This is a genomic window from Roseateles sp. FW301-B2 (genome assembly GCF_058788955.1).
On the sequence record NZ_JBYTBE010000025.1, the window covers coordinates 17,756 to 38,985 of the forward strand.

Below are 21,230 nucleotides of genomic sequence, written 5' to 3' on the forward strand. Positions count from 1 at the left end.
TTGTGCCCATTCCCCATGCCTGTTCGAGCGAACGAGCTGCGCGATGCGTTTAGAATCCGTGGCTTCCGAGGAGCGTTGCAACCTCTTGCTTAGAGGCCAGGCTCGGAGACTTTCTTTGCAACCGCGCTCACCCGCTGACGTCCTGCGTGGGTGATCGTTGTCTTTTCAGACCCTCCCTCATGGCGCCAGCGGCTTCGACGTTTTGTCATTGAAGGAGCCCGCTGATGAATGCCGCTGCCACCACCACCGAATACAAGATTGCCGACCTGTCGCTGGCCGACTGGGGTCGCAAGGAACTGAACATCGCCGAGAGCGAGATGCCCGCGCTGATGGCGATCCGCCGCGAGTACGCCACCAGCCAGCCCCTCAAGGGCGCGCGCATCACCGGCTCGCTGCACATGACGATCCAGACCGGCGTGCTGGTCGAGACCCTGCAGGCCCTGGGTGCCGAAGTGCGCTGGGCCTCGTGCAATATCTTCTCCACGCAAGACCATGCCGCCGCCGCCCTGGTGGCCCGCGGCACGCCGGTGTTCGCCTACAAGGGCGAGACCCTGGAAGACTACTGGGACTACACGCACCGCATCTTTGAATTCGGTGCGGCCGGCACGCCGGGCGAGGGCCCCAACATGATCCTGGACGACGGCGGCGATGCCACGCTGCTGATGCACCTGGGCCAGAAGGCCGAGAAGGATCTCTCCGTGCTGGCCAACCCGGGCAGCGAGGAAGAACGCATCCTGTTCGCCGCCATCAAGGCCAAGATCGCCCAGGACCCGAGCTGGTACACCCGCAAGAGCGCCGAGATCATCGGCGTGACCGAGGAGACCACCACCGGCGTGCACCGCCTGAAGGAAATGTCGGCCAAGGGCTCGCTGCTGTTCCGCGCCATCAACGTCAACGACTCGGTCACCAAGAGCAAGTTCGACAATCTCTACGGCTGCCGCGAATCGCTGGTGGACGGCATCAAGCGCGCCACCGACGTGATGATCGCCGGCAAGATCGCCGTGATCGCCGGCTATGGCGATGTGGGCAAGGGCTCGGCCCAGGCGATGCGCGCGCTGTCGGCGCAGGTCTGGGTCACCGAGATCGACCCGATCTGCGCGCTGCAGGCGGCGATGGAAGGCTTCCGCGTCGTGACGATGGAATACGCCGCCGACAAGGCCGACATCTTCGTCACCACCACCGGCAACAAGGGCGTGATCCGCCATGAGCACATGGCCGCGATGAAGCACAACGCCATCGTCTGCAATATCGGCCACTTCGACAACGAGATCGACATCGCCTCGATCGAGAAGTACGAGTGGGAAGAGATCAAGCCGCAGGTCGATCATGTGATCTTCCCGGACGGCAAGCGCATCATCCTCTTGGCCAAGGGCCGCCTGGTGAACCTGGGCTGCGGCACCGGCCACCCGAGCTATGTGATGTCGTCCTCGTTCGCCAACCAGACGATCGCGCAGATCGAGCTGTTCGCGCACAAGGACGCCTACGACATCGGCAAGGTCTATGTGCTGCCCAAGCACCTGGACGAGAAGGTGGCGCGCCTGCAGCTGACCACGCTGAACGCCCAGCTGAGCGAGCTCAGCGATGAGCAGGCGGCCTATATCGGCGTTCCCAAGCAGGGCCCGTACAAGCCCGACACCTACCGCTACTGAGCGGCGAGCGATGCGCGCAGACCAGTTGTTGGTCGCCAAGGGCCTGGCGCCCACGCGTTCGGCCGCGCAGCGGCTGATCAGCGCGGCCGCGGCCGAGTGGCGCTCGGCCAAGGGCTGGTCGGCCATTCGCAAGGCGGGCGAGGAGCTGCCGGAGTTCGCCGAGCTCCGCATCAGCGATGACGCGGAGCTGCGCTATGTCTCGCGCGGCGGGCTCAAGCTCGAGGGCGCGCTGGCGCACACAGGCCTGACGGTCGCCGGGCTGACGGTGCTGGACATGGGCCAGAGCACCGGCGGCTTCAGCGATTGCCTGCTGAAGGCGGGTGCCGCGCGTGTGGTGGGCGTGGACGTGGGCCATGGCCAGCTGCATGCCGCGCTGGCGGCCAACCCGCGTATCTGCGCGCTGGAAGGCCTGCATGTGCGCGAGCTGGCGGGCTCGGCGCTGCGCGAGCAGGCCCCGCCCGAGGGCTTTGCGCTCATCGTCGGCGACCTGAGCTTCATCTCCATGCTCGGCGCCCTGCCCCAGCTGGCGCCCTGGCTGGCGCCCGGGGGTCAGGTCTTGCTGCTGATCAAGCCGCAGTTCGAGCTGGGCCCCAAGGCCCTGGCGCGCGGCGGCCTGGTGAAGGACGCCAAGCAGTACCCGCTGCTGGAGGCGCGCGCCCGCGAGGCCGCCGCCGCCCTGGACTGGCAGGTACGCGACTACTTTGAAAGCCCCATCACCGGTGGTGATGGCAACAAGGAATTCTTCCTGTGGGCCGAAGGTCCGCAGGCAGCGAAGACGAACGCAGCAAAGGAACACACACCATGACAGCGGTGAGTTTCGAATTCTTCCCGCCCAACACCCCCGTGGGGGCGGAGAAGCTCAAGACCGTGGTGCAGGAGCTGAGCGTGCTGAAGCCGCAGTACTTCAGCGTCACCTACGGCGCCGGCGGCTCCACGCGCGAGAAGACCCTGGCCACCGTGAGCGAGATCGCGGCGATGGGCTATGAGGCCGCGCCGCATCTCTCCTGCGTGGGTTCCACGCGCGAGAACATCGCCGAGATTTTGGCCACCTACCGCGCGCAGAACATCCGCCGCGTGGTGGCGCTGCGCGGCGACCTGCCCAGCGGCACCGCCACCGCGGGCGAGTTCCGCTATGCGGCCGAGCTGGTGCGCTTCATCCGCGAAACGCAGGGGGCGGACTGGAAGATCGAGGTGGCTGCCTATCCCGAGTACCACCCGCAGCAGCGCTATGCCGCCCGCGACCTGCAGCACTTCGCCGACAAGATGCGTGCCGGCGCCGACGAGGCCATCACCCAGTTCTTCTTCAACCCCGACGCCTACTTCAACTTCGTGGACGAGGTGCGCAAGCTGGGCGTGGATGCCCCCATCGTGCCGGGCATCATGCCCTTCCACAACTACGCGCGCATCGCCCAGTTCGCGGCGCGCGACGGCATCGAGATCCCGCGCTGGGTGGCGCTGAAGATGGAGGGCTATATGGACGACGCCGCCTCCATCCGCGCCTTTGGGCTGGACGTGATGACGCGCGTGTGTGAACGCCTGATCGCCGATGGCGTGCCGGGCATCCACTTCTATACGCTCAACCAGTCGGCGCTGACGCTGGAGTTGTGCAAACGCCTCGGTCTCGGCTGAGTTTCTTGAGGCAACGCAAAACCACCAAGCCCTCATGACGAGGGCTTTTTTGCACTTGCGTCAGATCAAGGGTTAACCCGATCGATCTGCGTCCAATGGCTTCATCGGGATTGGTCCCGGCAAACAAGGAGTTATTGGAATGATGGGAAAGATTGCAAGCACCTTCGCCGCTGTTGCCCTCGCCGCCGCCAGCTTTGCTGCTCAGGCGCAGGCTGAAGGCCCCTGGCTGGTGCGCGCCCGCGTCGTCAACATCGACTCGGCCAACAAGGACACGACCGGCCTGGGTCTGACGATCAACAACAAGGCCATCCCCGAGGTGGACATCAGCTACTTCTTCTCGCCCAATATCGCGGCCGAGCTGATCCTGACCTATCCGCAAAAGCACACCCTGAAGGCCGGCGGCGCCGAAATCGGTTCGCTCAAGCACCTGCCGCCCACGCTGAGCCTGCAGTACCACTTCGCCCCCGCTGCCAGCTTCCGTCCCTATGTGGGCGTGGGCCTGAACTACACCAACTTCTCGTCGGTGAAATTCGCCCCCGCGGTCGAGACCGCCCTGCATCCCAGCATCAAGCACAACAGCTTCGGCCTCTCGGCCCAGATCGGTGCCGACATCGAGCTGTCCAAGAACCTGTACCTGAACGTGGACGTGAAGAAGGTGCAGATCGGCACCAAGGTCTACTCCAGCGGCACCGAAGTCGGCAAGTTCAAGGTCGACCCGCTGCTGGTGGGCGTGGGCCTGGGCATGCGCTTCTGATCAAGCGCGTCGCCTGACGACAAGGCCGCCGGCCCGCAAGGGCCTGGCGGCTTTTTTCATGTCGGCTCCAGGCCGGGTGGGGGCTGGCGATGCTGCGTGGCGTCGCCTTGGTGTAGCGTCACGGTACTTCGTACATCGCCATGCCTTGCTTGTCACAACGCAGCCGGTGAGTTCCTCTCCCCGCCCTCGCCCAGGAGCCTCCATGTCCACCGCTACGCCATTCAAGATCAGCCGTTTCCCAGTCCCTGAGATCAAGGATCTGCCCGAAGACATTCGCACGCGCATCCTCGCCGTCCAGGAGAAGTCCGGCTTCGTGCCGAACGTTTTCCTCGTTCTCGCGCACCGGCCGGATGAGTTCCGCGCGTTCTTTGCCTATCACGACGCCTTGATGGAGAAGAAGGGCAACTTGACCAAGGCCGAGCGCGAAATGATCGTGGTGGCCACGAGCAACGCGAACCAGTGCCAATACTGCGTGGTCGCACACGGTGCCATCCTGCGCATCCGGGCCAAGAATCCGCTGGTCGCTGACCAAGTCGCCATCAACTACCGCAAGGCCGACATCACGCCGCGCCAGAAGGTCATGCTGGACTTCGCGATGAAGGTGTCTGCCGAAGCGTACGCCGTGGGCGACGACGACTTCGAGACACTGCAGCGCCATGGTTTCGACATGGCTGACGCGTGGGACATCGCCGGCATTGCCGCCTTTTTCGGCATGTCCAACCGCATGGCCAACGTCACGAGCATGCGCCCCAATGACGAGTTCTATTCCCTGGGGCGCGGCGCTTGATGCTCAGCCCAGCGCCGCGAACGCATCCCTTGTCAGGTTCTCCGGCGGCGCACCCGCGGCGCGGCACACCACATCGTCCTCGATGCGCACGCCGCCATACCGGCTCAGGTGCTCCACCAGGCCCCAGTTCACCGCGCCCGCGTGCGGGCCGGCGCGCAGGGCCTTGAGCAGGGTGGGTATGAAGTAGAGCCCGGGCTCGATCGTCACCGCCATGCCGGGCTGCAGCGTGCGCGTCAGGCGCAGATAGGGGTGGCCCTCGGGTTTGGGCGCCAGCGCGCCGGTGGCGTCGGCCATGAAGCCGCCCACATCGTGCACCTGCAGGCCCAGCAGATGGCCGATGCCATGCGGCATGAAGGTGGAGGTGATGCGCTCGGCCAGCATGGCCTCCTCGCTCATCGCCTTCACGATGCCCAGGGTCTTCAGGATGCTGGCGATGCGCGCATGAGTGCTGAGGTGGATGTCGCGATAGTCCACGCCAGCGCGCACCTCGCCCACCAGGGCCAGCTGGGCGGACTCCATCGCCGCCAGCAAGGCATCGAAATCTGCATCACCGGCACTCCAGCTGCGCGTGATGTCGGCCGCGTAGCCGGCCACCTGGGCGCCGGCGTCGATCAGCAGCGAGCGCGACTGCGTCGGCGGGGTCAGGTCTTGATACTGATAGTGCAGCACCGCGCCATGCTCGTTGAGCGCGACGATATTGCCGTAGGGCAGGTCGCGATCGGTATGGCCGCAGGCCGCCAGGTAGGAGGCATGGATCTGCGCTTCGGAAGCGCCGGCCAGAAAGGCCTGGCGCGCCGCCACATGGGCGCGCACCGCCCGCGTCGAGGCCGCCCGCATCTGCGTCAGTTCGTACTCGGTCTTGCAGCCGCGCGCGTAGTGCAGCAGGTTCAGCAGGGCGGCCGGGTTGTTGGGCACCAGGCCCTCCAGCGCGGCATCCGCCTCGCCGATGATGGCCAGGCGGCCGGCGGCCGCCAGCTGCAGGGGCAGGTGCTGGCGCGCCTCGTCCGGCGTGCTGATGATGCGGATCTCGAAATGCTCGACCCAGAAGCCGCTGGGCGCCGACGGCGGTACATGCCAGTAGTCGTCGGGCTGGTAGTAGACCAGCAAGGGCTTCTGCTGCCCCGGGCGTATCAGCAGCCAGCTGTTGGGGTGCTGGGTCAGCGGCAGCCAATGCTTGAAATGCGGATTGGGCGCAAACAGATAGGGCCGGTCGTCCAGGAAGGCGTATTTCTCAATGCCGGAGGCGATCAGCAGGGCATCGAAACCGCAGCGCGCCAGCGCGTCTTCGGCGCGCTGCTGCAGGCTGGCGAGGTGGTGGGCGTAGGCGGCACTGTTCATCACCGCATTCTCTCAGCCCGGCCGCCCGCCGGCCTCAACCGTCCTTGTCCCACACCACCCCCTCCTCGGTGAGCATGGCGTCCAGCGGCATGTCGTGCGGCTCGGCCTTCAGCAGGGGCAGAAAACCATGCGCATAGCCCACGCCGGCGGTGGCGGGGCGCGGCTGCAGGCTGGCGAGGGTGCGGTCCATGAAGCCACCGCCATAGCCCAGGCGCAGGCCGCAGGGCCCGTAGCCCACGCAGGGCACCACCAGCAGCTGCGGCTCGAACACCTCGGTGTCCTTGGGCTTGGGAATGCCGTAGGCGTCTTCCTCCATCGGGCAGCCCGGGTACCAGACATGGAAGCGCAGCGTGCCATGCTCCTTGTCCACCACCGGCAGGCCGATGCGCCGCACCGGGTTGGCCTCGGCCCAGCGGTACAACGCCGGCAACGGGTCGAACTCGCCCTTGATGGGCCAGTAAGCGCCGATGGTCAGCTCGCGCCGCCGCACCAGCCAGACGCGCAGCACGCGCTGCAGCTCCTCGGCCAGCTCCAGCCGCCCCGGCAGGGCCAAGCGGTCGGCAATCAGTTTGTGGCGCAGGGCGGCACGGTCATTGGCTACATCCACGCGAGAGTCTCCCAAGGCTGGCTGCCATGATTGTGCGCGAGGGTCAGGTCTTGTGACTTGCGGGTTTGCCTAAGCCACCACCTATAGTTGCGCCATGTCCAAGGAACTGCTGGCCCACAGCCTGGAATTGCTGGCGCCCCTGGGTGCGCTGCGCAGCCGCCGCATGTTCGGCGGCTATGGCATTTATGCGGACGAGATCTTCATCGCCATCATTGCCTTCGAGCAGCTCTGGCTGAAGGCCGATGCCGAGACCATCCCGGCCTTCCAGCAGGCCGGCTGCGCGCCCTTCCGCTACGACAAGCAGGGCCAGGTCATGACGATGGCCTATTACGCGGCGCCGGAAGAGGCGATGGAATCGCCCGCGCTGATGCAGCCCTGGGCACGCCTGGCCTTGGCGGCGGCGCTGCGCGCCCGCGCGGCGAAGGGCAGCAAACCGGCGCCGCGCCGCGGCAAGGCTTAGGGCCGCTCGACGCGCAGCTGATCGAAGTCCACCAGCGCCTCTTCGGCGCCATTCATGTAGAGCCGCTTGCGCTGGCGCGGGTAGTCGCAGACATCCTGCTCCAGGTTCGTTCTGGCGGCGATGAACACCAGCGGCTCCGCCCCCGTGTTCACCAGGGTATGAGCCGCGCCGTTCTTCGCGAAGCCGAGAAAGTCCCCCGCCTCGACGGCATGGGCCTGCTCGTCGATGATGGCCGTGCCCCGCCCCGACAGGATGTAGAAGCACTGCTCCTCATAGAGATGGCGGTGGTACTCGGCAGCCTCGCGGCCGGGCGCCAGCGTCATCACATGAAAACCCAGCGCCGTCATGCCGGTGGCGCCGCCCAGCGACTTGGCGACGCGCACCGCGTTGGCGTTCAGCAGATGGGTCTTGGCTTGACCCGCCATGGCGGCAATGTCCGCCGCCTTCAACAGCGGGCCGGCCATGGTTCAGGCCGCCGCCAGGGCCGAGCTGGCCGGGCGCGCCGCGCGCTTGGCCTTCAGCTGGCTCCAGGCTTCCGGGCAGGCCAGCGGCGGCACCAGCAGCTGGAAGCGCGCGCTGGGCCAGGATTCCAGCACCACCTGCTCGCCGGAGCCGAGGATGATGGCCTCGCCGGCGGCCAGCCAGACGTCCTGGGCCGGCCGGTCGGCACGGCCGCTGCGGGTCAGCCAGACGCGACCCTCCAGCACGCGCAACTCGCGTGCGCCCGGCCCGATCGGCAGGCTCAGGGCCTGGCCCTGGCCCAGCTCCCAGGCGGTGCCGGCATAGGCGGGGTGGAATGCATCGATTGATGAGCGTTGAGCCAAAGACATGGTGTCCTCCTGATCCGCCCGCCGCACTCGGCGGGCATGGGGCAATACTAGGGACTACCCGGAATCCGGTCCAATGAGTTGCACGCCCCGGATTGATACCATTCGCGCATGAATAACGCGCCGCGCCATCGCCCCCTCGCCATCGGCCCCCTGCGCGCCTTCGAGGCGGTGGCCAGGCTGCTCAGCTTCCGCGCGGCGGCAGAGGAGCTGCATCTCACGCAATCGGCCATCAGCCGCCAGATCCGCAGCCTGGAGGACGAGATCGGCTGCACCCTGTTCCTGCGCGGCACCCGCCATGTCGAGCTGAGCACCGACGGCGCGCTGCTGCGCACCCAGGTGGTGAGCATGATCGAGCGCCTGGACGCCACGGTGCGGCAGATCCGCCAGTCGCGCGGGCGCCGCGTCGTCAACGTCACCACCTTCGCCTCCTTCGCCTCGCTGTGGCTGCTGCCGCGCCTGGAGGCCTTCCAGCGCGCGCATGCCGACATCGACATCCGCGTCTCGGCACTGGACCAGATCGTCGACATCGACGACAGCGAGATCGACCTCGCGCTGCGCTATTGCGCGCCCGGCCAGGTGCCGCCCGGTGCGGTGCGGCTGTTTGGCGAAACCCTGGTGCCGGTGGCCAGCCCCTGGCTGGTGGAGCAGGCGGCCCGCGGCCTGGCGCCGCCGCTGCGCCAGCCCAGCGACCTGGCCCAGCACAGCCTGGCCGAGGAAGACGACCAGCGCCCCACCGCCCAATACCTGAGCTGGCGGCGCTGGCTGGCCGAGCATGGCGCGCCAGAGTTGCAGCCGCGGCGCTGGATGTACCTGAACTTCACCTACCAGCAGATCCAGGCCGCGCTCTCGGGCCAGGCGGTGGCACTGGCGCGGCTGGCCCTGGTGTACGAGTCGCTGCAGCGCGGCGAGCTGGTCGAGCCCTTCGGCCCGGCCGGGCGCATGAGCAGCCCCTCGGCCTACTGGTTGCTGCTGTCACGCCAGGGCCGCAGCCGGCCCGAGGTGGTGCAGTTCGCGCATTGGGTCGAGGCCCAGGCCGCGCAATCGCGCCGCGACATCGGCGAAACGCAGCACGGCGACGAGGGCGGGCTGGGCGAGCACGACTAGGGCGTCACGAGCTCGCGCTCGGTCAGGATCACGGTCAGGGGCTGGTCATGCGCCTCGATCGCGAAGGCAATTTCGCCGCCGCTCCAGCCCAGGCCGATGGTGGTGACGCCCGGATGCCTGGCCAGCCAGCGGTCGAAATAGCCGCCGCCATAGCCCAGCCGGTAGCCCTCGCGGGTGAAGCCCACGCAGGGCACCAGCAGCACGTCGGGCACCACCACCGCGCCATCGCTGCTGGGAATGCCGCACTCATCCTTCAGCGCGGGCGCCTCGCCCTGCCAGCGCCGGAAGTCCATCTGTCGGCCCTCCTTGCGGGCGAATGGCAGGGCCAGACCGCATTGCTTGACCAGGCCTTGCGACTGCACAAACTCGGCTGCGTTAAATTCCCCTTCGAAGGGCCAGTAGAGACCCAGGCATTGGGGCTCTAATTGAGCCAGCAGTTCACGCAGCGCAGCGGCCTGCGCGGCCTGCGCCTTTTGCGCCTCCGCGCTCGCCCACCATTGCGCGCGTGCGGCCAGCAAATGACGGCGCAGCGCGGCGCGCTCGTGCGGCAGGGTGGCGTGGTCTGACGGCATCAGCGGTTTATCCAGCAAAGAGAAAGCAGAGAGAGAACAATCTTGTCGGCAGTATATGGAGCACGGAATCTGACGCGCATCGCGGCGCTCGCGCTGGCCTGCGGGCTGAGTTTTCTTTCATGCTGCGCCCGCGCGCAAGACATTGCGCCGCCCAAGCCCGAGCTGATCGGCGAGGCGCGCGAGGCCCTGCGCCTGAAGGACAAGAAGCGCCTGGCGGCGGTGAACGCCGTCGCGCAGGCGCAGCAGTACCCGCTCGCGTCCTGGATCGACTACTGGGACCTGGGCCTGCGCCTCACCGAGCTGAGCCAGGGCGATCTGGAGGGTTTCTATGCGCGCTGGCCCGGCAGCTATGTGGAAGACCGCTTGCGTAACGACTGGCTGCTGGAGCTGGGCCGGCGCCGCGACTGGGGCAATTTCGCACGCGAGCTGCCGCGCTTCAAGATGGCCGACGACCGCGAGGTGGCCTGCTACGGCCTGCTCACCGAGCACCTGGCCGGCCGCGATGTGCGCGCCGCGGCACGCGCGGCCTGGCTGGCCCAGAAGGATGGCGACGACGGCTGCCAGTTGCTCGCCAGCACCCTGCTGGAGGCCGGGCGGCTCAAGCCCGAGGATGTCTGGCTCAAGCTGCGCCTGAGCTTCGAGCTGAACCGCCCGCGCGCCATCAAGCAGGCCAGTGCCCTCTTGCCCAAGGGCCTGGCCCTGCATGTCACCGAGCTGCAGGACAGCGCGGCGCGCTACCTGGCGCGCAAGGCCTCGACCCAGGGCCGCACCCATGCCGAGATCACCACCCTGGCGCTGCTGCGCATCAGCGCCAGCGACACCGCCCAGGCCGCCGAGCTGGTGGACCGCTGGGAGGCAAGGCTGCCGCAGGACCTGGCCGCCTGGGCCTGGGCCCAGCTGGCGCGCCAGGCGGCGCTCAAGCTGCAGCCGGAAGGCGCCGACTACTACGCGCGCGCCTTCCGGCTGCTCGACAAACATAACAGCGCCGCGGAGTGGAGCGACGACACGCTGGGCTGGGCGGTGCGCGCCGCGCTGCGGGCCGACAACGGCGCCGGCCGCCCGGCGCTGGCACTGCAGGCCCTGGGCCTGATGAGCACGAAGGAGCAGCAGGAGCCGGCCTGGCAGTACTGGCGTGCGCGCGCCCTGCAGGCCAGCGCGGCCGAGGGCGCCGGCAGCGCCAAGAGCGAGGCCCAGCGCGCCCAGGCGCACCAGCTGCTGCAGGGCCTGGCCTCGCCGCTGAGCTTCTACGGCAAGCTGGCGGCCGACGAGCTGGAGCAGCGCCTGCCCCTGCCGGCCGCACCGGCGCCGCTGAGCCCGCAGGAGAAGGGCCAGGCCTATCAGCACCCCGGCCTGAACCGCAGCCTGCTGCTGATCGCCGCCGGCCTGCGCAACGAGGGCGTGCGCGAGTGGAATTTCTCGCTGCGCGGCATGAGCGACCGCGAGCTGCTGGCCGCCGCCGGCCTGGCCTGCGAGCGCGAGGTCTGGGACCGCTGCATCAACACCAGCGAACGCACCAGGGCCGAGGTCGACCTGAACCAGCGCTATCCCCTGCCCTTCCGCAACGAGGTGCTGGCCAAGGCGCGCGAGATCGGCCTCGACCCCGCCTATGTCTACGGCCTGATCCGCCAGGAGTCGCGCTTCATCATGGACGCGCGCTCGCATGTCGGCGCCTCCGGCCTGATGCAGGTGATGCCCGCCACCGCGCGCTGGACCGCCAAGAAGGCCGGCCTCGACTACAAGCCCGAATACCTCACCGACCGCGACTTCAATCTGCGCATCGGCACCAACTACCTGAAGCTGGTGCTGGACGATTTCGGCGGCTCGATGGCGATGGCCGCGGCGGCCTACAACGCCGGCCCCGGCCGGCCGCGCCGCTGGCGCGAGGGGCCGGTGATCGACGCCGCCCTGTGGGCCGAAAGCATCCCCTTCAACGAGACGCGCGACTATGTGAAGAAGGTGCTGTCCAACGCCACCGTCTACGCACGCCTGCTCGGTTCCGAGCCCAGCGCCTTGCGCGAGCGCCTGGGCAAGCTCATCGGCCCACGCGAGGCCAGCGCGCCCTCCTCCAACCAGGACCTACCGTGACCCCCAACAAGATCTTGATCCTAGGCGGCAGCGGCTTTGTCGGCCGTGCCTTGTGCGAGCAATTGGTGCGTCAGCATGGCGGCGCCGCGGCCATCACGGTGCCGAGCCGGCGCCCGGCCGCGCACCGCGGCCTGCAGGTGCTGCCCGGCCTCGACATGATCGAGGCCGATGTGCACGACGCGGCGCAGCTCACGCAGCTGCTGCGAGGTCAGGATCTGGTGGTCAATCTGGTGGCCATCCTGCAGGGCGACGAGGCCGCCTTCGAGCGCGCCCATGTGCAGCTGCCGCGCACCCTGGCGGCGGCCTGCCGCGAAGCCGGCGTGCGCCGCCTCATCCATGTCAGCGCGCTGGGCGTCGGGCCGGCCGCGCCCTCGCGCTATCTGCGCTCCAAGACGCGCGGCGAGGCGGTGCTGCAGGAAGCAGCGGCCGAGCTCGATCTCACGCTGCTGCGGCCCTCGGTGATCTTTGGCGCCGACGACCAGTTCCTCAATCTGTTCGCGGCACTGCAGGCCTGGTTCCCGCTGATGCCGCTGGCGGGCGCGGACGCGCAGTTCCAGCCGGTCTGGGTGGAGGACGTGGCGGCCGCCATCCTGCGCTGCATGCAGGACGGCAGCACCATCGGCAAGACCTACGAACTGGCCGGCCCGCAGGTGCTGCGCCTGGGCGAGCTGGTGAAGCTGGCCGGCCGCCTGAGCGGCCACGAACGCCGCGTGCTGCCCCTGCCCGCCGTGCTGGCCAAGGCGCAGGCCCTGCTGATGGAAAGCCTGCCGGGCGAGCCCATGATGTCGCGCGACAACCTGGCCTCGATGGAGGTGCCCAATATCGCCAGCGGCACCCTGCCCGGCCTGGCCGAGCTGGGCATCCAGGCCCATGCCGTGGAGCCCATCGCCGCGGCCTATCTGCGCCACGGCGTCAGCAAGATGGACGTGCTGCGCCGCGGCGCGCATCGCTGAACCACTCACAACAAGGAGCGACATCCCCCATGCAACTCGTGATCGGCAACAAGAACTACTCGTCCTGGTCGATGCGCCCCTGGGTGCTGCTGAAGGCCTTCGACATCCCCTTCAGCGAGCGCAAGCTGCGCTTCGATTTCACGCCCGGCTCCAGCTTCTACCAGGCTATGGCCGAGGTCACGCCGGCCGCCAAGGTGCCGGTGCTGCTGGACGACGACGGCTTCGCCGTCTGGGACACCCTGGCCATCACCGAGACGATTGCCGATCGCCACCCTGAGCTGGCGATCTGGCCGCGCGATGCCCGCCAGCGCGCGCGCGCACGCAGCCTGTGCGCCGAGATGCATGCCGGCTTCGGCAGCCTGCGCGGCCTCTGCCCGATGAATATCGAGGCCGACCTGAGCGCGGTGGGCCAGCGCCTGCTCGCCAGCGAGCCCAAGCTGCGGGCCGACCTGGCGCGCATGCAGGCCGCCTGGGAAGAGGCGCTGGCGGCCAGCGGCGGGCCCTTCCTGTTCGGCGCGTTCAGTGCCGCCGACGCCTATTTCGCGCCGGTGGTGATGCGCATCACGCGCTATGGCCTGCCCATATCCGAGCCCTGCCAGCGCTACCTGGCCGCCATGCAGGCCCATCCCGCCGTGGCCGCCTGGGTGGCCGACGCTCTGGCCGAGCATGACTTCATCGCCGACGACGAGCCCTACCGCGTCTCCGGCGGGCCGCAGGGGCAGTTGCGCTGAGCCCGGCGCCGACCATGATGCAGATCTACAAGGTCGGCGGCGCGGTGCGCGACGCCCTGCTGGGCCGCCCGGTGGCCGACATCGACTGGGTCATCGTCGGCGCCCGGCCCGAGCAACTGCTGGCCCTGGGCTACCAGCCGGTGGGCAAGGACTTCCCGGTGTTTCTGCACCCGGAATCCAAGCAGGAATACGCGCTCGCCCGCACCGAGCGCAAGACCGCGCCGGGCTACCATGGCTTTGCCTTCCACGCCGCCCCCGAGGTCACGCTGGAGCAGGACCTGGCGCGCCGCGACTTAACTATCAACGCGATGGCCGAGGACGCGGCCGGCCAACTCATCGACCCCTATGGCGGCCAGCGGGACCTCAAGGACAAGGTCTTGCGCCATGTCTCGCCGGCCTTTGCCGAGGACCCGGTGCGCATCCTGCGGCTGGCGCGCTTTGCGGCGCGCTACCGGGACTTCACGGTGGCGCCCGAGACGCTTGCGCTGATGCGCGAGATGGTGGCCGCCGGCGAGGTCGATGCGCTGGTGGCCGAACGCATCTGGCAGGAGTTCGCGCGCGGCCTGATGGAAGCTGAGCCCTCGCGCATGCTGGAGGTGCTGCGCGCCTGCGGCGCGCTGGCACGCCTGCTGCCCGAGCTGGACCGCCTCTTCGGCGTGCCGCAGCCCGCGCAGCACCACCCCGAGATCGACACCGGAACGCACATGCTGATGGTGCTGGACCGCTGCGCCGCGCTGGCCGCGCCGCTGACGGTGCGCTATGCCTGCCTGTGCCACGATCTCGGCAAGGGCCTCACGCCCGACGAGGCGCTGCCACGTCATATCGCCCACGAGAGCCGTGGCCTGCCGCTAACGCGGCGCGTCAGCGAACGCTGGCGCGTGCCGAGCGACTGCCGCGAACTGGCCGAGCTGATGACGCGCGAGCACACCCATGTGCACCAGAGCCTGTCCTTCACGCCGCAGGCGCGGCTGAACCTGCTGGAGCGCTGCGATGCGCTGCGCCGCCCCGAGCGCTTTGCCGAGCTGCTCCTGGCCTGCGAATGCGATGCGCGCGGCCGCCTGGGGCTGCAAGACCGGCCCTATCCGCAGCGCCCCAAGCTGCTCGCCGACCTGCGCTGCCTGCAGGGCCTCAACCAGGCCGAACTCAGCGCGGCGGCGCTGGCGCAGGGCCTCAAGGGGCCGCAGATCGGCGCGGCAATTGCCAGGGCGCGGCTGGCGGCGCTGGCCGCCATGGCCCAGACATGAGCGCAAGGTCGGCGTCGGGAATATTTACAGCGTCACGCCGCTTGTTGCATCGCCCCTGACAACTCGTCATCAAATCAAACACTTGTCATGCTGGCGCGCTTTATGCGTGCCCCTGCACAGGCATGGTCGCTTATCTCAACAGCGTCTGGAGTTCGTCATGATGAATGCTGCATACCGTCGTCTCAGCGCCCTGGCCGGCGTCGCGCTTGGTTTGGGCCTCAGCTCGGCGGCCATCGCCGGACCCTGCCTCACCAACCCCGCTGACGCCGTGGGTGCGCCGGTGTTCGGCGCCACCGTGAGCACCTTCATCAGCCTGGGCATCAACCCCAACGTCACTTGCATCGAGAACGGCGGCTGGAGCGACCCCAGCGGCTTCAACCTCGGCAGCTATGTCAAGGGCGCGGACGGTTTTGGCACCGGCACCGACCCCACCACGCTGGGGGCCTACAACGGTGCGGGTTCGGCGGCGGCGAATGCCAACGCGCGCGACTTCGCCTGGGTACAAGACGCTGGCAACGGCGGCAATGTGGGCGGGGCATCGGGCGGACGGCCCTCGCAGGGCCTGATCTGGGATCTGGGCGGGCAGGCCAATCAACTGGCCGTGTTCGTCTTTGTGGACCATGGCCCCGTGCCCGGCGAGGTGCTGGAGAACACCGCCTGGTTGTCGAATGACCCCGATGCCCTCGATGCAGACTGGGTGCAGGCCCAGCTCGTGCACGTCTACGGTGATGGCTGGTCGCCGGGTGCGAATGTGGCCGACGGTTTCGTGGCGGTCTACCAATTGCCGACTGCCGCCACCTTCCGATATGCGTCAGTCACCTGGGGTGGGCCGGGCGCCGTGGTGCGCGATGGCGACAATGAGATCGACGCCGTGGGCGGGCTGACCTTTGGCGGTGGCGGACTGCAGGTACCCGAGCCCGCCTCGCTGGCCCTGGCCGGGATGGCCTTGCTGGCGGCCGGTCTGGCGCGACGCAGGCGTTAGAGCGTGTGGCTGCGATCGCCCTGCGCAAAGCCCAGGGCATCGAAGGGCTCGCCCGCGGCGAAGCCGATCACCTTGAAGAGCTCGCCCATCTCATGCTCGGCGATCAGCTTGTGCGCCATCACGCGCTGCGGCAGCTCGGCCGCGGCCATCAGCTCGACCAGGCCGCAGTTGATGAGGAAATGCGCCTGACTGGTGTAGCCCAGCACGCTGAGCCCGGCCTCCTGGCCGGCCAACGCCACGCCCGTGAAGTTGACATGGGCGGTGATGTCCTTGAGCCCCACCAGGGCCAGCGGGTCGCCATCGGCGCGGTGCTCGTGGTGGCACATCAGGGTGCCGCCCAGGCGTTGCGGGTGGTAGTACTCGCGCTCGGGGAAGCCGTAGTCGATCAGGAAGATCGCGCCGCGGTCGAGCCGCTCGGCCAGGGTGCGCACAAAGGCCTCGGCCTGCGGGTGGATCTCGGTGACGGTGCCGGGCAGCATGTGCTCGTGCAGCGGCGGGCGCAGCGCGCTGGGCCGGTCGGCAAAGGCAAGACCTGACCCTTCGGCCACGACACCGCGCTCGCACCAGGTGTGGCCATCCCAGCTCAGCAGCTGCACCGGCATCGCGTCCAGCACCTCGTTGCCGAGCACCACGCCCTGCATGCGCGCCGGCAGCTGGTCCAGCCACTCGAGCTTGTGCGCCCAGGGCTGCAGGCGCTCGGCCTGGCGCGCGCGCAGCGTGCCGGACAGGTCGACGATGCGGTAGCGCCGCACGCGCTCGCCCAGCGCCTCCAGCAATTGCGCCGCCAGCGCGCCGGTGCCGGCGCCGAACTCCCAGACCTCGTCGCTGCCGCTCGCCTCCAGCGCCTGCGCCACCTGCGCGGCCAGGGCGCGCCCGAACAGCGGCGAGAGCTCGGGGGCGGTGACGAAGTCAGAACCGCTGTCGGGCATCAGGCCGAACTTCTGGCGCTGGTTGGCGTAATAACCGAGGCCCGGCGCGTAGAGCGCCAGGGCCATGAAGCGATCGAAGGGCAGATAACCCCCGGCTTGTTCGATCTCGCGCTGGATCAGGGCGGCTAGCTCGGGCGAGGTCTGGACTTCTTTGCTCATGCCCCGATTGTAGAAACGCGGCCGCGCAGCCAGGCCTCGAAGGCCGCCGCCGACATCGGCGCGCCGATCGCCTCGCCCTGCACCTCGTCGCAACCCCACAGCGCCAGCGCTTCCCATTGCGCGCTGCTGCGCACGCCCTCGGCGCTGACGCGCAGGCCCAGGCCCTTGGCCATCTGCAGCATCGCGCGGGTGATGGCCACCGAGCCCTCGTCGTCGGGCAGGCCGGCGACGAAGCTCTGGTCGATCTTGAGCTTGTCCAGCGGCAGCAGGGTCAGGTGCGAGAGCGAGGTGTAGCCGGTGCCGAAATCGTCCACCGAGATGTGCAGGCCCAGGGCGCGCAGGCTGGCGAGCGTCTCGGGCACGCCGCTCAAGTCTTCGGTGAGCATGCGCTCGGTGAGCTCCAGCTCCAGCCAGGTGCCCGGCACGCCGGCCTGCTCCAGCACCGTGGCCACCGAGCGCGCAAAGCTGGCGAGGCGGAACTGCATGCTGGAGAGGTTCACCGCGATCGGCACCTCGGCCACGCCCGTCTCGTGCCAGATGCGCGCCTGGCGCGCCGCCTCGCGCATCACCCATTCGCCCAGCGGCAGCATCAGGCGATGCCGCTCGGCCACCATGATGAAGGCCTCAGGGCTCAAGAGGCCGCGCTGCGGATGCTGCCAGCGCAGCAGGGCCTCGGCGCCGGTGAGCGCGCCGGTGCGCGCATCCACCTGGGGTTGGTAGTAGAGCGCGAACTCGTCGCGCGCAATCGCATGCGCGAGCTCGCTCTCCAGCACCAGGTCGGCATAGGCGTTGGCCGCCATCGAGGGCTCGAAGAATTCATAGGTGGCGCGGCCGCTGGACTTGGCCAGGTACATGGCGGTGTCGGCGTGCTGCAGCAATTCCTCGGGGCTGTCGCCATGCTCGGGGAACATCGCCACGCCGATCGAGGGCGTGACCGAGAGGTCGCGGCCATCGGCGCGCACCGGCACCTCCACCACGCTCAGCAGCGCGATCAGCACCACATGCACGTCCTCGCGGCCCGACACCTCGTCGAGCAGCACCACGAACTCGTCGCCGCCGAAGCGCCCCACCGTGTCGGTGGCGCGCAGGCAGGCGCCGATGCGGTCGGCCACGGTGCGCAGCACCTGGTCGCCCTCCAGATGGCCCAGCGAATCGTTGACGCGCTTGAAGTTGTCGAGGTCGATGAACAGCAGGGCGAGCTTCTGCGCGTCGCGGCGCGCCGTCAGCAGGCGCTCGCGCAGCCGGTCGAGGAAGGCGCCGCGATTCAGCAGGCCGGTGAGCGCATCGTGATGCGCCAGGTGGTGCATGCGCTGCTGCGCCGCCAGCCGCTCGCGGATGTCGCGCACGATGGTCATGCGCAGCTTCTCGCCGCCGCGCCAGAGCGTGCGCACGATGAATTCCACGTCGATGCGGCTGCCATCCTTGTGCTGCACCGCCGTCTCGTAGCGCGTCTCCTCGCTCTTGCCCATCACCTGGCTGACCTTGTGCAGCTGGTCGGGCGCCACCAGGGCCAGCGCCGAGCGGCCCAGCAGCTCGGCCAGGGTGTAGCCCACCAGCTGGCACAGCGGCGCGTTGGCATCGGTGATGACGCCGTCGCGGTGGAACACGATGCCCTCCACCGAGGCGTGCATGAACTTGGCCATGCGCTCCTCGGACTCGCGCACCGCGATCTCGGCGACGCGGTGCCGCGTGATGTCGGCGATCAGCACGAAGCTGGCGCGCGACTCGCCCTTGCCGTCCAGATGCGGGATCAGGTTCACCTCGATCCAGCGCGGCGCGGCGTTCGGGCTCTCGATCTTGCGCTCGTACACCACCGCCACCTGCTCCTGCAGCACGCGGTCCACATGGGGCTGGATCTCCTTGGCAGCGGCCTCGCCGATCACCTCGGCAAACGTGCGGCCGAGGATGCTCTGCTCGTCCAGGCCGAACATGCGCGCATAGCCGCGGTTGGCGAACAGGCATTGGTCGGTCTTGGCGTCGTAGAGCGCGATCAGCACCGGCACGTTGTCGGCCATCAGGCGCAGCTGCGCGGCCTGGTCCTGCGCACGCAGCTGGGCGCGCTTGCTGGCCGAGATATCGGTCCAGAGGCAGACATGGCTGGCGCCCTCGCCATCCCAGCGCGAGCGGCAGCTCAGCCAGGTCGGCGCGCTGGCGCAGGTCTGCAGTTCGAGCTCGAAGTCCTGCGGCTGCGGCCATTGCGCGCGCAGCTGCGCCTCGGCCTCGGGGCGCAGCCAGCTCCAGCCGGTCTGCCCCTGGCTGAGCTGGAGGAACTGCGCATTGCGTTCGAGGATGGCGCCGCTCGCATCCACGCGGGTCGCGGCACTTGGCAGCAGTTCCCAGCCCTTCATGTGCCCTCGCCTCCTCAGCTCGGTGTCAGGTCTTGCCTTGCTGCAGGGTGTCCATGGCCAGGCACAAGTCCTCCCAGGCACGCGCCTTGTCCACCAGATTGCGCAGCAGATAGGCCGGATGGTAGGTCACGATCAGGGGCACGCCCTGGTATTCATGCACCCGCCCGCGCAATTTGCCGATCGGCTCATTGCTGCGCAGCAGCGACTGCACCGCAAAACGCCCCATCGCCAGGATGATGCGCGGCTGCACCAGGGCGATCTGGCGGTTCAGATAGGGCTCGCACTGGGCCAGCTCGGCGGGCTCGGGATTGCGGTTGCGCGGCGGCCGGCATTTCAGGGTATTGGCGATGAAGACCTGTCGCTCCGGCGGGCCCTCGGCGCGGCTCAGGCCCAACGCGCGCAGCATGCTGTCGAGCAGCTTGCCGGCCTGGCCGACAAAGGGCTCGCCCTGCAGATCTTCCTGCTCGCCGGGCGCCTCGCCCACCACCATCCAGTGCGCATGCTCATGGCCCACGCCGAACACGGTCTGCTTGCGCGCCTCGCTCAGGCCGCAGGCCCGGCAGCCGGCCACGCTCTCGCGCAGCGCCGGCCAGTCCATCGCGGCAATCGCCTGCTCGCGCGCACCGGCAGGTATGGGCGGCGTAACTGGCGCTACCGGCATGGGCGGCAACACGGCAGCGACCGGCACCGGCGCCTCGGCAACGGGTGACGGAGGGGCCGCGCTTGCGGCAGCGGGTGCGGTAGGTGCGGCAGCGGGAGGGGCCGTCCAGACCTTGATGCCCATGGCCTCGAGCATGGCCTGCTGGCGTTCCGAATAGCTCATTGGGGCACCGCCAGGTTCATCACGATGGCGTCTTCGCGCTGCCCGCCTGCGGCCGGGTAATAGGCACGCCGCAGGCCCACTTCGGCAAAACCGTAGCGGGCATAGACCTGGCGCGCGCGCGCATTGCTCTGGCGCACCTCCAGCCAGATCTGCGGCGCCCCCTGGGCGCGTGCCCAATGGCTGAGCCCGTCCAGCATCAGGCGCGCCAGGCCACGCCCCTGGTACTCGGGGCGCACGGTGATGTTGAGCAGGTGCAGCTCGTCCACGCCCTTCATGGCGAGAAAATAGCCCTGCAGCTGGCCCAGGCTGTCGTGCCAGACGAAGGCGCCATAGCCGGCCGCCAGCGAATCGATGAAGTTGCCGCGCGACCAGGGAAAGGGATAGGCGCGCAGCTCGATCGCCAGCACGGCGTCGAGGTCCTGCACCGTCATGGCGCGCAGCCCGAACTGGGCCAGCGGGCCCGGCACGGGCGTCCAGGCGGCGGCGAGCTGAGCGCTCATGATGCGGCGCGTGCGGCCAGGCGCTCGGCGGTGGTGAAGGCCACCTTGTCGCGCACATAGACGGGCATGGCCTCGGCAGCATCGCGCAGCGTGCCGGCGTCCCAGGCCTGCTGGCTCAGCTCGGCCAGCGCTGCGGCGCGCGAGCGCGACTCGGGCCAGCGACTGGCGGCCCCCGTCTGCAGCGCGGCGCCGAACACCGCCAGCGCCGAGCCGGCCACCGCGGTGGGCGGCAGCGAACTCGCGTCGGCCCAGCGGGCGTTCAGGCTCTCGGCGCTGTAGAGCGCGGGCGCTGCCAGCGCCTGCCAGCGCCCGTCCTGCCAGCCATAGGCGGCGGCGTAGATCTCGTTCATGCGCGCGTCCATCGCCACCCAGACCCGCTCGCCCAGCGCGGTGCCGGCGGCCGCGGCCTGCTGGCGCGCATCCTCGGCCACCTGCATCAGGCTGTCGATCGCCAGCACCGGTTTGCCGGCACCCAGGGCCAGGCCCTGGGCCACCGCGCAGGCGGTGCGCAGGCCGGTGAAGGCGCCGGGGCCCTGGCCGTAGGCGATCGCGTCCACGTCGGCGAGGCCGAGCCCGGCGCGCGCCAGCAGGGCCAGCGCGGCCGGCACCATCTGGGCCGAGGCCTTGGCGCCGCCCTCGCCCTCATGCAGCAGGCGCTCGGCCGGGGTGATCAGGGCCAGCGCCATGCTTTCGGTGGAACTATCGAGGGCCAGCAGCACGGTCATGGAGGCAAGTGTAGCCGTGCG

22 protein-coding genes and 1 riboswitch are annotated in these 21,230 nt (G+C 69.0%); of the genes, 12 read left to right on the forward strand and 10 right to left on the reverse strand.

The genetic code is table 11. From position 1 onward, the window contains the following. The first annotated feature begins 61 nt into the window (after positions 1 to 61). Positions 62 to 136: riboswitch (S-adenosyl-L-homocysteine riboswitch) on the forward strand. 88 nt (positions 137 to 224) lie between these two features. The 5 genes from ahcY to AC3WQY_RS16905 all read left to right on the forward strand — a co-directional run bounded on the left by ahcY (position 225) and on the right by AC3WQY_RS16905 (position 4,819). Next, a complete protein-coding gene (gene ahcY / locus AC3WQY_RS16885; RefSeq protein ID WP_285235211.1) occupies positions 225 to 1,649 on the forward strand; it encodes an adenosylhomocysteinase in 1,425 nt (474 codons plus the stop codon). A gap of 10 nt (positions 1,650 to 1,659) precedes the next feature. Further along, on the forward strand, positions 1,660 to 2,454 hold the full coding sequence (locus AC3WQY_RS16890) for a TlyA family RNA methyltransferase (RefSeq protein ID WP_492709726.1): 795 nt from the start codon (positions 1,660 to 1,662) through the stop codon (positions 2,452 to 2,454). Further along, complete coding sequence (gene metF / locus AC3WQY_RS16895) at positions 2,451 to 3,278, forward strand: methylenetetrahydrofolate reductase [NAD(P)H] (RefSeq protein ID WP_285235209.1); 828 nt, start codon at positions 2,451 to 2,453, stop codon at positions 3,276 to 3,278. The genes AC3WQY_RS16890 and metF overlap by 4 nt, the downstream gene beginning before the upstream one ends. Positions 3,279 to 3,417: 139 nt before the next feature. Beyond that, complete coding sequence (locus AC3WQY_RS16900) at positions 3,418 to 4,032, forward strand: OmpW/AlkL family protein (RefSeq protein ID WP_285235208.1); 615 nt, start codon at positions 3,418 to 3,420, stop codon at positions 4,030 to 4,032. 202 nt (positions 4,033 to 4,234) lie between these two features. Next, positions 4,235 to 4,819: a peroxidase-related enzyme gene (locus AC3WQY_RS16905; protein ID WP_492709727.1), complete on the forward strand. Its 585-nt coding sequence runs from the start codon at positions 4,235 to 4,237 to the stop codon at positions 4,817 to 4,819. Between the two features lie 3 nt (positions 4,820 to 4,822). On the opposite strand, the gene pepQ is transcribed toward AC3WQY_RS16905, so the two are convergent. After that, entirely contained in the window at positions 4,823 to 6,157 is a 1,335-nt protein-coding gene (pepQ, locus tag AC3WQY_RS16910) for a Xaa-Pro dipeptidase (protein WP_492709728.1), read from the reverse strand. Between the two features lie 34 nt (positions 6,158 to 6,191). After that, positions 6,192 to 6,764 carry a 5-formyltetrahydrofolate cyclo-ligase gene (locus tag AC3WQY_RS16915; RefSeq protein WP_492709729.1) on the reverse strand — a complete coding sequence of 191 codons (573 nt, stop codon included), beginning with the start codon at positions 6,762 to 6,764 and terminating at the stop codon, positions 6,192 to 6,194. 94 nt (positions 6,765 to 6,858) lie between these two features. Here AC3WQY_RS16915 and AC3WQY_RS16920 point away from each other — a divergent pair, with 94 nt between their 5' ends. After that, positions 6,859 to 7,224: a TfoX/Sxy family protein gene (locus AC3WQY_RS16920; RefSeq protein WP_285235204.1), complete on the forward strand. Its 366-nt coding sequence runs from the start codon at positions 6,859 to 6,861 to the stop codon at positions 7,222 to 7,224. On the opposite strand, the gene AC3WQY_RS16925 is transcribed toward AC3WQY_RS16920, so the two are convergent. Both AC3WQY_RS16925 and AC3WQY_RS16930 read right to left on the reverse strand, forming a co-directional pair. After that, a complete protein-coding gene (locus AC3WQY_RS16925) occupies positions 7,221 to 7,688 on the reverse strand; it encodes a cupin domain-containing protein (RefSeq protein WP_492709730.1) in 468 nt (155 codons plus the stop codon). The two genes, AC3WQY_RS16920 and AC3WQY_RS16925, sit on opposite strands and share 4 nt — an antisense overlap. Positions 7,689 to 7,691: 3 nt before the next feature. Further along, entirely contained in the window at positions 7,692 to 8,054 is a 363-nt protein-coding gene (locus AC3WQY_RS16930; RefSeq protein WP_285235202.1) for a DUF2917 domain-containing protein, read from the reverse strand. Positions 8,055 to 8,162: 108 nt separating this feature from the next. Between AC3WQY_RS16930 and AC3WQY_RS16935 the strand changes: the two genes are divergently transcribed. Then, complete coding sequence (locus AC3WQY_RS16935; RefSeq protein WP_285235201.1) at positions 8,163 to 9,158, forward strand: LysR family transcriptional regulator; 996 nt, start codon at positions 8,163 to 8,165, stop codon at positions 9,156 to 9,158. On the opposite strand, the gene AC3WQY_RS16940 is transcribed toward AC3WQY_RS16935, so the two are convergent. Next, complete coding sequence (locus AC3WQY_RS16940; RefSeq protein ID WP_492709731.1) at positions 9,155 to 9,730, reverse strand: 5-formyltetrahydrofolate cyclo-ligase; 576 nt, start codon at positions 9,728 to 9,730, stop codon at positions 9,155 to 9,157. The two genes, AC3WQY_RS16935 and AC3WQY_RS16940, sit on opposite strands and share 4 nt — an antisense overlap. A 42-nt stretch (positions 9,731 to 9,772) precedes the next feature. Between AC3WQY_RS16940 and AC3WQY_RS16945 the strand changes: the two genes are divergently transcribed. From AC3WQY_RS16945 to AC3WQY_RS16965, 5 genes are all read left to right on the forward strand, one after another. Further along, positions 9,773 to 11,815, forward strand: a complete 2,043-nt coding sequence (locus AC3WQY_RS16945; RefSeq protein ID WP_492709732.1) for a lytic transglycosylase domain-containing protein — start codon at positions 9,773 to 9,775, stop codon at positions 11,813 to 11,815. Continuing rightward, on the forward strand, positions 11,812 to 12,768 hold the full coding sequence (locus tag AC3WQY_RS16950; protein WP_492709733.1) for a complex I NDUFA9 subunit family protein: 957 nt from the start codon (positions 11,812 to 11,814) through the stop codon (positions 12,766 to 12,768). The genes AC3WQY_RS16945 and AC3WQY_RS16950 overlap by 4 nt, the downstream gene beginning before the upstream one ends. Positions 12,769 to 12,797: 29 nt before the next feature. After that, positions 12,798 to 13,499 (forward strand): glutathione S-transferase family protein, encoded by a 702-nt coding sequence (locus AC3WQY_RS16955; RefSeq protein ID WP_492709734.1) that lies wholly within the window; start codon positions 12,798 to 12,800, stop codon positions 13,497 to 13,499. Between the two features lie 17 nt (positions 13,500 to 13,516). Beyond that, the gene (locus AC3WQY_RS16960; RefSeq protein ID WP_492709771.1) at positions 13,517 to 14,743 is read left to right on the forward strand and encodes a multifunctional CCA addition/repair protein; all 1,227 of its coding nucleotides are present in this window, start codon (positions 13,517 to 13,519) and stop codon (positions 14,741 to 14,743) included. Positions 14,744 to 14,900: 157 nt separating this feature from the next. Further along, positions 14,901 to 15,725 carry a PEP-CTERM sorting domain-containing protein gene (locus AC3WQY_RS16965; protein WP_492709735.1) on the forward strand — a complete coding sequence of 275 codons (825 nt, stop codon included), beginning with the start codon at positions 14,901 to 14,903 and terminating at the stop codon, positions 15,723 to 15,725. Here the strand turns inward: AC3WQY_RS16965 and AC3WQY_RS16970 are convergent. From AC3WQY_RS16970 to tsaB, 5 genes are read right to left on the reverse strand one after another with little or no spacing between them, the layout of a single operon-like run. Next, positions 15,722 to 16,813, reverse strand: coding sequence for a class I SAM-dependent methyltransferase (locus AC3WQY_RS16970; protein WP_492709736.1), 1,092 nt, complete (start codon positions 16,811 to 16,813; stop codon positions 15,722 to 15,724). The genes AC3WQY_RS16965 and AC3WQY_RS16970 overlap by 4 nt on opposite strands. Next, positions 16,810 to 19,161: a putative bifunctional diguanylate cyclase/phosphodiesterase gene (locus AC3WQY_RS16975; protein WP_492709737.1), complete on the reverse strand. Its 2,352-nt coding sequence runs from the start codon at positions 19,159 to 19,161 to the stop codon at positions 16,810 to 16,812. Before AC3WQY_RS16975 ends, AC3WQY_RS16970 begins: the two co-directional genes overlap by 4 nt. 25 nt (positions 19,162 to 19,186) lie before the next feature. After that, the gene (locus AC3WQY_RS16980) at positions 19,187 to 19,984 is read right to left on the reverse strand and encodes a uracil-DNA glycosylase (protein ID WP_492709738.1); all 798 of its coding nucleotides are present in this window, start codon (positions 19,982 to 19,984) and stop codon (positions 19,187 to 19,189) included. Then, the gene (rimI, locus tag AC3WQY_RS16985) at positions 19,981 to 20,484 is read right to left on the reverse strand and encodes a ribosomal protein S18-alanine N-acetyltransferase (protein WP_492709739.1); all 504 of its coding nucleotides are present in this window, start codon (positions 20,482 to 20,484) and stop codon (positions 19,981 to 19,983) included. Before rimI ends, AC3WQY_RS16980 begins: the two co-directional genes overlap by 4 nt. Beyond that, positions 20,481 to 21,209 (reverse strand): tRNA (adenosine(37)-N6)-threonylcarbamoyltransferase complex dimerization subunit type 1 TsaB, encoded by a 729-nt coding sequence (gene tsaB, locus AC3WQY_RS16990; protein WP_492709740.1) that lies wholly within the window; start codon positions 21,207 to 21,209, stop codon positions 20,481 to 20,483. The genes rimI and tsaB overlap by 4 nt, the downstream gene beginning before the upstream one ends. Positions 21,210 to 21,230: the final 21 nt, after the last annotated feature.

Coding starts and splice junctions, on each gene's coding strand:
- AC3WQY_RS16955 (WP_492709734.1), top strand. CDS start 12,798: ATGCAACTCGTGATCGGCAACAAGAACTACTCGTCCTGGTCGATGCGC.
- AC3WQY_RS16920 (WP_285235204.1), top strand. CDS start 6,859: ATGTCCAAGGAACTGCTGGCCCACAGCCTGGAATTGCTGGCGCCCCTG.
- rimI (WP_492709739.1), bottom strand. CDS start 20,484: ATGAGCGCTCAGCTCGCCGCCGCCTGGACGCCCGTGCCGGGCCCGCTG.
- AC3WQY_RS16930 (WP_285235202.1), bottom strand. CDS start 8,054: ATGTCTTTGGCTCAACGCTCATCAATCGATGCATTCCACCCCGCCTAT.
- AC3WQY_RS16965 (WP_492709735.1), top strand. CDS start 14,901: ATGATGAATGCTGCATACCGTCGTCTCAGCGCCCTGGCCGGCGTCGCG.
- AC3WQY_RS16970 (WP_492709736.1), bottom strand. CDS start 16,813: ATGAGCAAAGAAGTCCAGACCTCGCCCGAGCTAGCCGCCCTGATCCAG.
- AC3WQY_RS16960 (WP_492709771.1), top strand. CDS start 13,517: ATGCAGATCTACAAGGTCGGCGGCGCGGTGCGCGACGCCCTGCTGGGC.
- pepQ (WP_492709728.1), bottom strand. CDS start 6,157: ATGAACAGTGCCGCCTACGCCCACCACCTCGCCAGCCTGCAGCAGCGC.
- AC3WQY_RS16905 (WP_492709727.1), top strand. CDS start 4,235: ATGTCCACCGCTACGCCATTCAAGATCAGCCGTTTCCCAGTCCCTGAG.
- metF (WP_285235209.1), top strand. CDS start 2,451: ATGACAGCGGTGAGTTTCGAATTCTTCCCGCCCAACACCCCCGTGGGG.
- AC3WQY_RS16940 (WP_492709731.1), bottom strand. CDS start 9,730: ATGCCGTCAGACCACGCCACCCTGCCGCACGAGCGCGCCGCGCTGCGC.
- AC3WQY_RS16980 (WP_492709738.1), bottom strand. CDS start 19,984: ATGAGCTATTCGGAACGCCAGCAGGCCATGCTCGAGGCCATGGGCATC.
- AC3WQY_RS16935 (WP_285235201.1), top strand. CDS start 8,163: ATGAATAACGCGCCGCGCCATCGCCCCCTCGCCATCGGCCCCCTGCGC.
- AC3WQY_RS16925 (WP_492709730.1), bottom strand. CDS start 7,688: ATGGCCGGCCCGCTGTTGAAGGCGGCGGACATTGCCGCCATGGCGGGT.
- AC3WQY_RS16890 (WP_492709726.1), top strand. CDS start 1,660: ATGCGCGCAGACCAGTTGTTGGTCGCCAAGGGCCTGGCGCCCACGCGT.
- tsaB (WP_492709740.1), bottom strand. CDS start 21,209: ATGACCGTGCTGCTGGCCCTCGATAGTTCCACCGAAAGCATGGCGCTG.
- AC3WQY_RS16975 (WP_492709737.1), bottom strand. CDS start 19,161: ATGAAGGGCTGGGAACTGCTGCCAAGTGCCGCGACCCGCGTGGATGCG.
- AC3WQY_RS16900 (WP_285235208.1), top strand. CDS start 3,418: ATGATGGGAAAGATTGCAAGCACCTTCGCCGCTGTTGCCCTCGCCGCC.
- ahcY (WP_285235211.1), top strand. CDS start 225: ATGAATGCCGCTGCCACCACCACCGAATACAAGATTGCCGACCTGTCG.